Source organism: Streptomyces sp. NPDC050085, from assembly GCF_044460595.1.
In the GTDB taxonomy this organism is placed as follows: Bacteria; Actinomycetota; Actinomycetes; order Streptomycetales; family Streptomycetaceae; genus Streptomyces.
In genome coordinates this window covers 250,400-263,673 of record NZ_JBITJZ010000009.1, presented here as the reverse complement: position 1 = coordinate 263,673, position 13,274 = coordinate 250,400, and the positions used below count along the sequence as shown (strand labels likewise).

The window sequence follows — 13,274 nt, the reverse complement described above, 5'->3', positions numbered from 1 at the left end:
GGTGGTACGGCTCGCTCTAGTACGAGCTCAGAGAGGAACCCGGCACCGAAGAAGCGCCGTCCCTCACGTCGATCTTGTCCACCGACGCACGCACGTCGTCTTCCGAGCTGTCCTTGATGTTGCGCGTCTTGTTCATCGCGTCGATGACGTCAGCGAGAATCCGGCCGATGTTGCCCAGGGACTCGTTGATTTCGAACTGCTTCTTGTCGAAGGCGCTCTTACCGATGCCCTTCCACTGCCCTTCAAGGCCATCGATGATGCCCTGCAGGTTGTGGACGCGCTTGCGGATGCCGTCGTACTTCTCCGACATCTGCTTCTCAAGCTGGACTACTTGCTGATCTTCGAGCTTCTGCTGGCCGCTGGCCATGTCTCCTGCCCTTCTTCGGTGTTCCGTTACCAGTAACTGCTCTGCCTCATCGCCTACTTGAGGACCGAGCTGCTCCCCCGTGGCCCGTCCGAGAAATGCAGGGACGCACGGTTGAAAGTCTCATCAGCTGCGCCGCGCTCGCATCACAGCGAATCCGCCGCCCCCGATCACGATCACCGCAGCGACAGCACCGAGCACAATCCACAACGTATTGCTGTCACTTGAGGACTTCGCTTCCGATCCTGCCGCCTCGGCCGGAACTTCTGAAGCCTTCTGGGAGGGCTGTGACGAGGCTGATGCAGAAGCGGAAGGAGCGGACTCCTTTGCCGCCGCGGCGCCGTTCTCCTTGGCCAGCGGGTCCTGCTGGGCCGGCCCTGCGTTGTAGTTCGGGTTCTCGAGCACCTTGCGGGGACGGACCGTTCCGTAGCCCAGGTAGCGGCTCGGGTCGTTCTTCTTCCAGGTGCGGCTCGCCGTGTCGATCAGCGAGCTCAGGACCTGGTTCGCGGTCCAGTCGGGGTGGGCGGACCAGATCAGGGCGGCGGAGCCGGAGGCGATGGCGGTTGCCGCGCTCGTCCCCTGTCCCCCGTCACAGTAGGAACGGAAGGTGTTGTCGCACCACACAGGGATGTCTTCACCTGGCGCCGCAAGGTCGACATAGTTCCCGTTGGAGGAGAACTTCGTGACCTTGCCTGACGAGTCGACTGCCGACACACCAATCGCATAGGGATATGCCGCCGGATATCCGATGTGCCCGGTGGTGGTTCCTTCGTTACCCACGCCAACCATCAAGAGCTTTCCCTTGGCCGCGGCGTACTTAAGTGCAGCCTCCTGGTCCGGGTCAATCGTGGCCGAACTGAAAGACATGTTGATGATCTTCGCGTCGGAGTCCGCCGCGGCCTTGATCGCCTCTGCCGGATCCGGTGTCTTGCTCAGCTCTGCCTTGTCCTTCAGCTCTGACAGCTTGATCCGGTAGGGGACAATTTTCGCTTCGGGCGCGACCCCTTTCAGACCGCCGCCCGCCCCTGTTCCTGCGATCAGCTCCGCCATGGTCGTTCCATGGCTTGAGTAGTCCTGGGTGGCATGGTACGAGACCGACTTGGGGACTTCGTTCGCGAGTACCTGCCCCTTCAGGGACGACGTATTCGGGTTCACTCCCGTATCGATGACTGCGACCTTGACGCCCTTGCCAGTGCTGACCTTCCACATCTGCTCGGTCTGCATCGGCCCCAAGTACCACTGCTTGGACTGAGCGTCGTACGCCGCGGCGCTGGGCGCGAACCCGACACCCACTGCAGCCAGGGCGCCAACGACTGCCGCGACCGCGCGTAGGCGTCTACCGCCGCAGGCCTTCAGCATTGCCGGGCGATCGGGGCGTCGGCTGGTCCCTGACATCATGGTGCTTTCTGTCCTCGCTCGGCTTCAGTTGACGACCGGCGGCACGTCGCGCCGGTTGGCGGGCAGGTGAGTGTTCGGGTCCTCGACGACGTAGTCGGGGCGCTCCGCCGCATCCGTCTCTTCCTCGTGCGGCTTGTCGTTCTTGCCTGGGCCACGGACCAGGCCTGCGCCGCCGCGCGTCATCCCGTTCCGCGCCCCGGCCGCGTTCGGGCCTGCCTGCTTGCCGGTGGAGCCGGGTGCTCCGATGACGCCTCGCTGGCCCACGCGCCCCGCGGTAGATCGACCGTTCCCCGCTGACTCCGAAGCACCCATGACCGAACCACGTGGGATACGCGAGCCGTTCTGCCCTGTCGCCCCCGGGCGGGAGTTGGTGGGACGACCGCCCACCACGCCATTGCGGCCTGCGCCCGTGCCACCGGACGTGCGAGGAGTCGTACCGCCGGTGGCTCGCGGAGTCCCGCCCGAAATTCCTCGCCCTGTCATGGGCGACGTCTTCCCTGTCGTGCCGCCGGTCCGGGCAGTCGATCCCGACCGGCCCATCTCACTTGTACCGCCACGTCCCATGGAGCGCGGGGTGCCCGAGTTGTTCGTACCCGAGGTACCGCCGGAACGCCCTTGCGCCGAGAACGGCGTGCGAGTACCCGTCGGTCCCATGGTGCGGCCGGTCGTGCTCGTCACCGGCGGGACGTAGCCGTTGCTGTATCCGGTGGCCGACGGCCCCGTGAGGTTCGGACCACTGGTGACCGGAGTGGGCCCGGTGGTCGGCGGCGTGGTGGTGGGAGACGGCAGCGTGTCGATGCTGTTGATCTCTGTGCCGACGGGGCGGTCCGGATAAGTGATCGTGCCAGTCGCATGCTTGGCCGGAGGCGTGGTCGTGCCGGTGCTGTCGACCTGCGGGTGGGTCGTGCCATCGGAAGAGTGCTGACTACCCGTCGTGACTTCGGTCGTACCGTCAGAACTACCGGAGGCTCCCCCCCGACGCCTGAGGACCGCACCGCCAGAAGGCTTCGGCACCCCCACATCAGGCATAGCCTCAAGCTTCGGCGGATTCTTCTGCAGCGTCTCCAACTGCTCGGCGGAGACCACGTAGTAAGACGACAGGCGGTTCATCTGGTTGATCGCCTCTTGGCGGTCCTTCTCGACCGCGACCGCCGCTTCGTACTCCTTGTTGCCCTCGACCTGCTTGACCACCGGGATCTGGCTCGGCCGCTGGCCCGCGTTGAGTCGGGTGTCGCGCGGGGGCATGGCGCTGCGGACCGAGGCCAAGCCGGAGGAGGCCGCGGAGAGTTGGTCGCCTGCGGAGCCCGCGTACGTGCTCAGTTGCTCGGCGTACGTGACGAGCTTTCCGCCCCACTGGCGGAAGCTGTCGCCGGATTCGCCGACCCAGTGGACCTTGGTGATGTGGCCGTCGAGTTCGGAGGCCGCGGACTTGATGGCGTCGCGGGCGTCCCACAGGGCCGTGCCGGAGGCCTCGAGGTCTTCCGGGTTCGTCTGGTGGACCATGTCGAGCATCGCGTTGAGGTCGCGGTCCTCGAAGTCCGACTTACGGCCGGCGAGCGCCTGGCCGACCGGGGTGGCGCCGACGGCGGCGCGGAAGATCCCGTTGACCCAGCCGCCGCCCTTGCGGTTGTCCTCGATGTCCTGGGCGAAGTTCGTGAAGGAGTTCTGCTGCGAGACCCGCTCGTGGTCCGCCTCGTGCTTGTTGTCCGTCATGATCAGAGCCCCGCGTCCTTCGTCGCATCGTTCGTACGATGCGTGCCTTCACGCTTCTCGTCCTGCTGCTTCTGCATCTCCGAGACCTGCGTCTGAATCGCCCAGAAGCGGCGGCGCTGGTCCTCTTCCAGGTTGTCGAAGCCCTGGTGTGCGCCCTGCACGGCGATGCCGATCGCCTCGATCTGCAGGTTGAGCGTCTTGGACAGGGTGACGAGTTCGCCGTGGACCGAGTGGTACGCGGTGAAGAGGCTCTCGGCCTCGGGGAAGGCGTGTGCGCCCTCGTTGTGCAACGAGGACTTGTTGATCGTCTGCGCGTTCACCTTCGCCGGGTTGCCCGCCGAGCCGTCCAGGTCGCGCAGTACCGCATTCACACGCTTCCGGAACGTCGTGAGCGCCTCACTGGTGACCTCCAGGTTGGCCGCCCTGGTCGCCGACGGTCCCCCCACCATGTCTGCTGGAAGCACGACGCCTTCCTCCCCGTTTCCCCGTACACCCGGCTCAGCCGAAGCTGTCCGACCGTCCAACCGTCATCCGTCTGTCGCGCGTCGTCGTCGCGCGCGCAGAAGCCTCGCGCCTTGCAACGCAATTACCACTGTAGTCATCACGTACATCGGCTCCAACCGAGCTTCTGCGATAACTCCGTCACGAGACGGCATCAGGGGCGCCGTTTTGCCCGGTTCACCCCACACGCACCCGCGGTGCGCCCCGTCCTGACGGCCTCGCTGCATCGACTCCGCCGCGCTTCGGCCGGAGCAGGGCAGCGGACGCACGCGCGCACGCACACCGGGCGCTTCCGCGATCTTCGCGCAACCTTCACTTACGACTTTGTGTACGGCCTCGGACCGACGGCCGTCCCCGGCTCGACATCCGTCGCCACAAGCCGAGTTGTCCGCATCACGCCCCGGACACACCGTCCACACCATCGGCGGCGTTCACACGCACGCGACCTCGCCCCGTTTCCGGCACGTTACTTTTCGAATTCCCTCCCATTTCCGGAGCTGGCATTACCGGCACCATTTACTCGATCTTGAATGGGCATTGCTAGCGTGCTGAAAATCAACGCGCCCGAGATCATCGCGGTTCACGGGGAGGACCTCGCTCATGGCATGGGACGAGTGGGAGCAGATCAAGGCCCAGCACGCTCCGGCGCGCATGCAGCTGAACCACCTGCCCGACGGCGAGGGGCCCGCCGCGCTGCCGAGCACGACCGGTGATCTCAAGGTGAAGAACGAGGAACTGACGGACATCGGGCGCAAGGCCCACACCCTGTACGACAGCCTCTGGAGCAAGGCCCGTACTCCCATCGAGAGCAGCGATTCCGCGGCCACCGACCTCACTTCGCAGGGTTTCGCGCTGGGAGCCGCACTGCAGACGGTGTCGAACCGTTGGGACCAGCAGCTCAAGTCCCTGATGGACGCCTGCGCCCAGATCTCGAACCATCTGCAGGTCACCAAGAAGGTGCACGCGGGCGACGAGCACTACATCCAGCGGCAGATGAGCAGCATCGACACCCTCGAAGAGGGCTTCAGCAAATGATCAGAGTGACGAGAGCGGCCAGGGCGACCGGGACGACCGGGACGGCCACGGGGACGTACGGGGATATCTGAATGGACTTCGACGCGCTGTACCACGCCAACTTCAGCAAACTCGATTCCGCCGTGACCGACTGGTCGACCCTGGTCACGCACCTCAAAGAGCTGGAGGAGCAGGCCCGCAAGGGGCTCAAGGGCGCGGCCGACAAGGCCGACTGGCAGGGTATGAACGCCCAGGTGAGCAAGGAGTTCGTGGGGAAGACCGCCGGTGAGTTCGCCGACGCCCTCACCGAGGCGACGACGGTCCACGCCCTGCTGAGTGATACCGCGGGCGAACTGCGCGGCTTCCACAAGCAGCTCGTCCAGGTCGTCAGCGAGGGCAGCGGGAAGGGCCTGACCGTGGCCACCCTCGCGAACGGCGGGTTCAGCGTCGTCCCCGCCCCCACGACCGACCCCGAGGGCGCCAAGAGCAGGGCCGAGGCGTTGCGCGACCGGATCCAGCCCATCCTGGACAAGGCGACGCAGAGCGACAGCACCGCGGCCGAGGCGCTCCAACTCATCGTCAACCAGGCCCAGTACGGCTTCTCCGACGCCAGTTACAAGGACCGCGACGACGCGGCCGACGCCATCGCCGCGGCCAAGAAGGCGGAGGAGACGCTCAAGAAGGACCCGGACGACGTCTCCAACACCGAGCTGGCGTCCCTCAACTCCATCCTGAGCAAGCACAAGAACGACCCGCTGTTCGCCGAGAAGCTCGCCACCGACCTCGGGCCGAAGCGGACCATGGAGTTCTACGGGGAGATCACCGACGACGCACAGTTCGCCGTCAACCCCCGTTCCCGGCAAGGGCTTTCGGCCGTGCAGAAGGAACGCCAGAAGCTCATCGGCGGCCTGGAGACGCAGCTCGGCGCCACCATCGGGACCGCCACGCACTCCGACAGCGCCGACATGGCGCAGTGGAAGCGGGACGCGATCGAACTCGGCGGGGCGAACGTGCGGCCCGGCGGCGAGAACAAGGTGTACGGCTTCCAGGTCATGAGCAACCTCATGCGGCACGGGACGTACGACGGGGAGTTCCTGCACGACTACGGCGATGCGCTGATCTCGTACGAGAAGGAGCACAAGACCGACGAGTACGGGGGGCTGCAGCGCAACAAGATGCGCGAGGACGTGCTGCCGTGGGATCGGTCGGCGCAGTACGAGCGGCTGCACTACGGCGCCGGGAACGACGGTGGCGCCGACCCCATGACCGGCTTCATGGAGGCCATGGGGCACAACGCGGACGCCTCGACCGACTTCTTCAACTCCGGTGACAACTTCGACTACTTGACCGAGGACCGCGAGTGGCCCAAGGACTTCGTGTCCACCGACGCGAAGAACGTCGCGGGGTACGACTCCCTCGGGCACGCGCTGGAGTCCGCGACCACGGGCTCCGCCTACGATGCGCACCCGCCGGCGCTGCATCGTGACGCCGACACCGCATCGGTGGCCGAGAAGGTCGTCGAGCGGTACGGACAGGCGGCCGAGGGGACGGACGAGAAGCGCACCCAGGTCAGCGGTGCCGCGCTCATGCACAAACAGGACGGCATCCAGGACAGTCTCGGCCGTATCGGCGCCGCGTACATCGACGACCTCGACTGGGGCCTCGACGACGACGACAAACGCTCCGTGTACGCGCAGGACGGCACGGGCCGGACGATGGACGAGCGCGCCCACATGAAGTCCTCCGACGTGCGAGGGTTCCTCGGCACGCTCGGGCAGGATCCGGAGGCGTACGCGAAAGTGGGCACGGCCCAGCAGGTCTACACGACCAGTGTGCTCCACGGGCACCCGCCCACCCTCGACGCGAACGGCGTGGTCCATTCGGCCGCCGCCGAGACCGCTGTCCGTACAGGCGCGGAGGTGCAGGGAATCATCGATCAGTCGCGTGCCGATCAGTTGGAGGCCGAGGGGGCGGCGAAGGAAGCCGAGTACAACAAGGCCGTCGACGACCAGACCGCGCGCAACCAGGCCATCGCCGGAGCCATCGTCGGCGGCGCGTTCGCCTTCATGCCGGAGCCCGAGACGGGTGCGGGCGCCCTCCTGGTGCCGATCGCGGCGGACACGGTGGAGGGCCAGGTCTCCGGCCAGATCGAACAGAACATCGGGGACTACGGGGAGAGTCAGCACCGTCAGCTCGGGGACGTCCGCCAGGGCGAGTCCAAGCGCATCTACGACGCGGGCTTCACCTCGTCCTGGGAGCCCGGCCGCAAGACCCTCCAGGGTCTCGACGGTGACCAGTGGAAGGGTGACCCGTACTACCAGATCCGCGAGAACCTGAAGAACGCGCAGGAGACGGGCTACAACTCGGGCAGCCACGCCCAGCAGCAGGCCGGGAACCTCCCGGTCACCAACTGAGAACCATGCAGAGAACCGTGCAGAGAACGAAGCCGCGGACGACGTCGGAATCGGCGTCGGAAACGAAGAGGGAGTCGAAGACCGTGGACCAGGGCGGGCAGCACGCGCGCATCCGACGCCTCCGAACACGCCCTGCCCGACTGCTGGTTGGAGCATGCGCCGGGTTTGGCGGGCTTTCCCTCCTCGTCGCGTGCTCGCAGGGCGACACCGACAAAGAGGACACGAAGGTCGCCGCCCCCGCCGTGTGCGACGGTGCCTTCCAGGGCTCCGGGGCCGCTGCCCTGGAGTCGGTGAGCGGCGCGAAGGAGTTCCGGGAGGTGTCGGCGGGCCACATCACCGACAGCTTCTCCGGCGTGGCCGACTACCTGGTGAAGACGTCGAACGGCTCCGACCCCGACCTCGGCCGGACCCTCTGCGAGTTCCGCGCGACCGGCAAGGACTCCGGCCCCGCCGCCGAACTCCGCTTCGCCCTGGCCCTGACGGACGACGGCACTCCGACCGGCCCTGCCGCCGTGTCCACCCGCCGGGCGACCGCGTACGACTTCACCCGCTTCGCGTCGGCGAGCGATACCAGCGGCCGGATCACCTTCGCCTGCACGCCGAGCGCGATCAGTGACGCGGGCGTCGTGCAGCAGGGGTACGTGACGACGACCCTCAGAACGGACCCGTTCCGGTCCGGGGACTCCGCCGCGCGTCGGGAGGCCGCCATGCGCATGGCGTACTCGGCCTCCGTGAAGATGGCGAACGAGCTGGGCTGCTTCAAGGAGAGCAAGCTCCCGAAGACGCTGGGCAAGCTCACCCCGCTGCCCGTCTCCGGGAAATAGCGGCGGCCCGTCAGCCACTCCGTTACGAGACTGCATCAAGAGATGCAGCATTCCGGGGTGAATGCATACAACCCCCTCACCGCTCCCTGCCGCGCACACCATCCTCGTGCGGACGAATCCGACAAACAGCCGCAGTCGGTCGAGAACTCTCCACCGAACGTCCACATCCAGGACCGGAACGATCCCGACTCCCCCGTATGGGTTTCTTGACCAGTTGCTAACTTGACCGGGAACCTGACTTGACCCGGAACCAAGGCGTCCAGCGGAGGCGTCACGGCTCTTGTCGCACGGGGGAAGGATCGCCCATGGCATGGGATGAGTGGGAGCAGCTCAAGGCGGATGCCGCCGGACGGCAGTCGACTCATATGCAGTTGAACCAGCTCGACCCCGGGGACGGCGGGGGGTCTGCGGCGCTGCCCGGGTCGACCGGTGACCTCAAGGTGACGGACGCGGATCTGAACAAGATCGGCAGCAGCGCGCACACGCTGTACAACCAGCTGTGGGACAAGGCGCGCGTCTCCATCCCCAGTAGTGACACGGCGGCCGGCGACCTGTCGGGGCAGGGCTTCGCGCTGGGCGGCGGTCTCAAGCACGTGTCGAACCGGTGGGACGAGCAGCTGAAGTCGCTGATGGACGCATGTGCGCAGATCTCGAACCACATGCAGGTCACCAAGAAGGTGCACGCGGGCGACGACCACTACATCCAGCGGCAGATGAGCAGCATCGACGCCCTGGACGCGGGGTTCGACGAGCGGGTGGGCAAGCCCGGGGAGAAGAACCCGGTCTACGAAGAGCCGAAGAAGAAGTAGCGACGCGCAGAGACATCAGGGACGAAGAGGAGTAACGATCACTCATGGAGCTCGACGCGCTGCGTTTCGCCAACTTCAAGACGCTCGACGATGCCGTCTCCGACTGGGACCTTCTCGTACGGCACCTCGCGGACCTGAAGAAGGACGCCGAGGACGGGTTGCACCAGGCCGCCAACAAGGCCAACTGGGCCGGGGTCAACGCCCAGGTGTCCAAGGAGTTCATCGGCAAGACGGCCGGCGAGTTCGCGGACGCCCACACGCAGGCCACGTCCATCCACAACATCCTGAGCGACACCCGGGACGAGCTGAAGCAGTACAAGAAGGATCTTGACGACGCCATCTCGCGCGGACTCAAGAAGAACCTCACCGTGACCAGCACCGGCAACGGCGGCTTCACGGTCACCATGAACATCCATCCGGACCGGGCCGCGAAGGGCACCACCGTTCCCGAGCACAGCGAGAGCGACGTCACCGCGCTCCGCGACGAGGTGCAGGGAATCCTCACCAAGGCCTCGGAGAGCGACAATTCGGCCAGCAAGGTCCTGACCGCGATCGCGGACCAGGCGCAGATGGGCTTCGCCGACGCCAATTACAAGGACCGCGACTCCGCCGCGGACGCCGTGCAGGCCGCCGAGGACCTCGCCAAGATCGCGGCGAAGAATCCCAAGGACCTCACGCCCGCCGACTTCGACAAGATCAACGCCGGTCTGGAGAAGTACAAGGACGACCCGCTGTTCGCCGAGCGGTTCGCCACCCAGCTCGGGCCGAAGAAGACCCTCGAGTTCTGGGAGGGCATCAACGACCCGCACGTGAACCCGAACGTGGGCCGCGAGCGCCTCGACAAGCTCGACGACCTCCAGCGCAACCTCGGCATGACGCTCGCCACCGCCACGAAGAGCGACTCGGCCGACATGACCAGCTGGAAGGGCAACATGATCAGGCTGGGCGACCAGACGGTGGGCCCGAACAGCCTTGGTCCGACCGGCTTCCAGGTCATGAGCAACCTGATGCGCACGGGCGACTACGACGACGACTTCCTCAAGAGCTACGGCACGAAGCTCATGGAGACCGAGCGCAAGATCACGCACGACGGCGAGCTCGACAACCGCATGTGGACGCGCGGGATGAACATGCCGTGGCTGAACCGCATCGGCGACGACAGCGGCGCCGACCCGCTCACCGGCTACCTCAAGGGCCTGTCCAACTCCCCCGACGCGGCGACCGACTTCTTCAACGAGGAGTACAAGCCGAAGGACGGCGACAAGGAAGCGGTCAACAACTTCAAATACCTCTTCGAGGACCGGAAGTGGCCCGAGGAGACCGACCTGCACGGCGACGATCTGCACACCGGGCAGAACAACCTGGCGCTGGCCCTGGAAGCGGCGACGACCGGCCACCCCGCGGGCGAGCTGCCGACGGCGGACACTCCTGCGCACAACGCCGACCAGGCGGGTCTCATGCGGGACCTGGTCAACTCGATCTCCGAGGACCCGAACCGCCTCAAGGACAACGACTACATGTCGGACAGCGTCGGCCAGATCGGCGCCGAGTACCTCCCGGACATCCACCGGGCGATGGCCGACGGTCCCAAGGTGGGCGACGGCGACACGTCGAGCTGGAACAAGCTCTACCCGCTGGCCGGCGAGGACGCGAAGCTCGACCACAACGCGGTCGCCCGTTTCCTGGTCACCGCGAGCCAGAACCCCGAGGGCTACGCGGCACTCAACGTCGGCGAGAAGGCCTACACGGCCAGCCTCATGGACTACCACCTCAACCCGGACCTGCCCGAGGACCAGCGCTATCCGCACGACGCGAAGGACACGATCACCAGCCTTTCGCGCAAGTCCGGCGAGTTCAACGGCCTGCTGGCGCAGGGCCGTCAGGAAGCGGTCCTCGGTCCGGCGAACGAGAAGGACGGCGACTTCGACTACGCCGTCAGCCAGAAGAAGAACGTGATCTCCGGCATCGTAGGAACCGGTGTCGGCATCGGTACGAGCTTCATCGCCTCGCCCGCGGTGGGCGCGGGCGTGGGCGGTCTGGCGGGCACGGTCACCTCCGCGGTCCTGGAAGGCTTCTTCAAGGACGACCAGGGGCAGTACCGCTCGGAGGCCGGCCACGACATCGCGACGCGCTGGGAAACCATCAAGGACACGACCACCAACGTGAACTACTCGGCCGCGGACCAGGCGGCCAAGGCGCACCACGCGAACTACACCGACCAGATCGACACCTGGGTGAGTGAGGGAACGGCCACCGGGTTCAACGACGCGAACACCGACATCCACGCGATGGCCAAGGATCTCGACACGGAGATCCCGGACTGATCGCGCCGGGGTGGGGGGGGGGGCCCCCGGGGCCCCCCCCCCCCCCCCCCCCCCCCCCCCCCCCCCCCCCCCCCGGCCCCCCCCCCCGCCCCCCCCCGGGGGGGGGGGGCGCCCCCCGCCCCCCCCCCCCCACCCCTCCCCGCCCTCCCCGCCACCCCCTCCATCCCTGCTCACACGAACGGCAATGAAGAAGACATGCATGGAAGCCCCCACCGTCGGAGCCGCCTGACCGCCATCGCGCTCGGCGCGGCGCTGCTGGCCGTGTCGGCCACCGCGTGCTCCTCGTCGTCGCCCGAGCGTGAGTACGCGGTGCCGGACAACCTGTGCGGCGCGAAGGTGCCGAGCAGTTCCCTGGAACCGCTGCTCCCGACGGGCAAGAAGCTCTCCGCCCAGCCGACCTCGGCCGTGGACGTCGACCGATGCCGGCTGCAGGTCGACGGCGAGACGGCGTTCTCCAGCAGCGTGGAGAAGCGGGCTTCCGACATCTCGGCGCAGGACGTGGCCAAGTCCGCGATGGGCGTCGAGCCCACGGACTCCGTCGCGGACGACGGACGGTTCGTCTACGCGAAGACCGGCGCCGTCGGCAAGGTGAAGTGTCCCGGTTCGAGCGGGGCGGAACGCTCGCTGTGGGTCACCGCGCGCACCACGCACCCCGCCGAGGCGAAGGACATGCTGGCCTTCATTCGCGCGTACGCGGACGGGGTGGCCGGCACGGACGCCTGCTCCAAACTCTGACTCCAAGCTCTGACTACACAACATGGCCCCCACCCCGCTCTCACGTCGCGCCCGTTTCGCGGTCACCCTCGTCGCCCTGCCCGCCTTGCTCGGCGCACTCACGTCGTGCTCCTCGGGCGAGCAGAAGCGCGAGTACACCACGCCTGAATCGCTGTGCGGCACGCGAGTGGACTCCGATGCGCTCTCGACGTTCCTCCCGCCTGGAAGACAAGTCGCCGTCGAACAAACCGTGTCGACCTCCAGGGCTCGCCGCTGCGCCGTATCGGTCGACGGACGGCGGATCGTCTACGCCGCCCAGGAGTGGTGGAACGACATGTCCGTCCTCAACTTCGCCCAAGGCCTGACGGACAAGCAGCCCGAACACCGGACGGACGACGGGCGATACGCCTATTCGGAGACGGAGGCGTTCGGCAGGACCGAGGACTGCCACAGCGGTGAGCACGCCGATCAGAGGCTGTACACCGCCGTTCAAGCCACCGGATCACGGCACAAGGACGCGGATGCGATGAAGCGGCTCATCTCCACCTACACGAAGCAGGTGGAGGAGTCGGAGCAATGCCGCGGATGACCCCTACCGCTGGACACGCAGCCGCCCGACCTTGGCGCCTCGCCGTCGCCGCAGCCGTAGCCATCACCGGAATCGCTCTCGCCCTCGGTGTCACGGGCTGCTCGTCGTCCGAACAGGACCGCCCGCACTACGCCGTACCCACTGACGTCTGCGGCGTGCCGATGCCGTCCCCCGTACTCGAACCGCTCCTCCCCAGCGGGAAGAAGATCACCTCGCAGGCGAAGGACACCGGCGGGCTGCACGCCTGCAAGGTACTTGTGGACGGACGCGTCTCCGTCAGCGCCGCGGTCGAACGGTGGGAGCACGGCACCACGTTCCAGAAGGTCATGGCTGCCACGCCCGGTCTCGAAGAACAGCACCACGACGACGACCACGCACCGTCCGCCGTGTCGGACACCACCGGACTCAGCCGCGTGCGGTGTTCCGCGTCCAAGAACACCGCTGGCGAAGAGGTGTTCGCGACGATCCGAGCAGAGAATTCCTCGCCCGGCGCGGATGCCCTCCGGAAGGCCGTCACTGCGTACGCCGACGGTGCAGCGGACACGAAGGCATGCCGGTCCTGAAGCACTCCGCCCCGCCAAAATCCAGAGAGGCCTCTGAGTTGTCAGTC

Annotated in this window: 12 protein-coding genes; 8 read left to right on the top strand and 4 right to left on the bottom strand. The window is 66.9% G+C overall.

What is annotated here, in order from left to right; translation table 11 throughout:
- Nucleotides 1–16: 16 nt before the first annotated feature.
- From ACIBUY_RS30485 to ACIBUY_RS30470, 4 genes are all read right to left on the bottom strand, one after another.
- Nucleotides 17–367 (bottom strand): WXG100 family type VII secretion target, encoded by a 351-nt coding sequence (locus tag ACIBUY_RS30485; protein WP_399154315.1) that lies wholly within the window; start codon nucleotides 365–367, stop codon nucleotides 17–19.
- Between the two features lie 123 nt (nucleotides 368–490).
- The gene (locus ACIBUY_RS30480) at nucleotides 491–1,723 is read right to left on the bottom strand and encodes a S8 family serine peptidase (protein ID WP_399154314.1); all 1,233 of its coding nucleotides are present in this window, start codon (nucleotides 1,721–1,723) and stop codon (nucleotides 491–493) included.
- Nucleotides 1,724–1,786: 63 nt separating this feature from the next.
- Entirely contained in the window at nucleotides 1,787–3,475 is a 1,689-nt protein-coding gene (locus tag ACIBUY_RS30475; RefSeq protein ID WP_399154313.1) for a hypothetical protein, read from the bottom strand.
- A gap of 2 nt (nucleotides 3,476–3,477) precedes the next feature.
- Nucleotides 3,478–3,939, bottom strand: coding sequence for a hypothetical protein (locus ACIBUY_RS30470; protein WP_365579566.1), 462 nt, complete (start codon nucleotides 3,937–3,939; stop codon nucleotides 3,478–3,480).
- 637 nt (nucleotides 3,940–4,576) lie between these two features.
- Here ACIBUY_RS30470 and ACIBUY_RS30465 point away from each other — a divergent pair.
- From ACIBUY_RS30465 to ACIBUY_RS30430, 8 genes are all read left to right on the top strand, one after another.
- Nucleotides 4,577–5,011, top strand: coding sequence for a hypothetical protein (locus tag ACIBUY_RS30465; RefSeq protein WP_399154312.1), 435 nt, complete (start codon nucleotides 4,577–4,579; stop codon nucleotides 5,009–5,011).
- 71 nt (nucleotides 5,012–5,082) lie between these two features.
- The gene (locus ACIBUY_RS30460; RefSeq protein WP_399154311.1) at nucleotides 5,083–7,404 is read left to right on the top strand and encodes a hypothetical protein; all 2,322 of its coding nucleotides are present in this window, start codon (nucleotides 5,083–5,085) and stop codon (nucleotides 7,402–7,404) included.
- Between the two features lie 242 nt (nucleotides 7,405–7,646).
- Complete coding sequence (locus ACIBUY_RS30455) at nucleotides 7,647–8,228, top strand: hypothetical protein (RefSeq protein ID WP_399154310.1); 582 nt, start codon at nucleotides 7,647–7,649, stop codon at nucleotides 8,226–8,228.
- Nucleotides 8,229–8,533: 305 nt separating this feature from the next.
- Nucleotides 8,534–9,037 carry a hypothetical protein gene (locus ACIBUY_RS30450; RefSeq protein WP_365579574.1) on the top strand — a complete coding sequence of 168 codons (504 nt, stop codon included), beginning with the start codon at nucleotides 8,534–8,536 and terminating at the stop codon, nucleotides 9,035–9,037.
- 44 nt (nucleotides 9,038–9,081) lie between these two features.
- A complete protein-coding gene (locus tag ACIBUY_RS30445; RefSeq protein WP_365579576.1) occupies nucleotides 9,082–11,361 on the top strand; it encodes a hypothetical protein in 2,280 nt (759 codons plus the stop codon).
- Nucleotides 11,362–11,556: 195 nt separating this feature from the next.
- Nucleotides 11,557–12,096, top strand: coding sequence for a hypothetical protein (locus tag ACIBUY_RS30440; protein WP_399154309.1), 540 nt, complete (start codon nucleotides 11,557–11,559; stop codon nucleotides 12,094–12,096).
- Between the two features lie 22 nt (nucleotides 12,097–12,118).
- Nucleotides 12,119–12,664 (top strand): hypothetical protein, encoded by a 546-nt coding sequence (locus tag ACIBUY_RS30435; RefSeq protein ID WP_365579061.1) that lies wholly within the window; start codon nucleotides 12,119–12,121, stop codon nucleotides 12,662–12,664.
- Entirely contained in the window at nucleotides 12,661–13,227 is a 567-nt protein-coding gene (locus ACIBUY_RS30430) for a hypothetical protein (RefSeq protein WP_365579063.1), read from the top strand. The genes ACIBUY_RS30435 and ACIBUY_RS30430 overlap by 4 nt, the downstream gene beginning before the upstream one ends.
- The last annotated feature ends 47 nt before the right edge of the window (nucleotides 13,228–13,274 follow it).

Coding starts and splice junctions, on each gene's coding strand:
- ACIBUY_RS30485 (WP_399154315.1), bottom strand. CDS start 367: ATGGCCAGCGGCCAGCAGAAGCTCGAAGATCAGCAAGTAGTCCAGCTT.
- ACIBUY_RS30480 (WP_399154314.1), bottom strand. CDS start 1,723: ATGCTGAAGGCCTGCGGCGGTAGACGCCTACGCGCGGTCGCGGCAGTC.
- ACIBUY_RS30475 (WP_399154313.1), bottom strand. CDS start 3,475: ATGACGGACAACAAGCACGAGGCGGACCACGAGCGGGTCTCGCAGCAG.
- ACIBUY_RS30465 (WP_399154312.1), top strand. CDS start 4,577: ATGGCATGGGACGAGTGGGAGCAGATCAAGGCCCAGCACGCTCCGGCG.
- ACIBUY_RS30460 (WP_399154311.1), top strand. CDS start 5,083: ATGGACTTCGACGCGCTGTACCACGCCAACTTCAGCAAACTCGATTCC.
- ACIBUY_RS30450 (WP_365579574.1), top strand. CDS start 8,534: ATGGCATGGGATGAGTGGGAGCAGCTCAAGGCGGATGCCGCCGGACGG.
- ACIBUY_RS30445 (WP_365579576.1), top strand. CDS start 9,082: ATGGAGCTCGACGCGCTGCGTTTCGCCAACTTCAAGACGCTCGACGAT.
- ACIBUY_RS30440 (WP_399154309.1), top strand. CDS start 11,557: ATGCATGGAAGCCCCCACCGTCGGAGCCGCCTGACCGCCATCGCGCTC.
- ACIBUY_RS30435 (WP_365579061.1), top strand. CDS start 12,119: ATGGCCCCCACCCCGCTCTCACGTCGCGCCCGTTTCGCGGTCACCCTC.
- ACIBUY_RS30430 (WP_365579063.1), top strand. CDS start 12,661: ATGACCCCTACCGCTGGACACGCAGCCGCCCGACCTTGGCGCCTCGCC.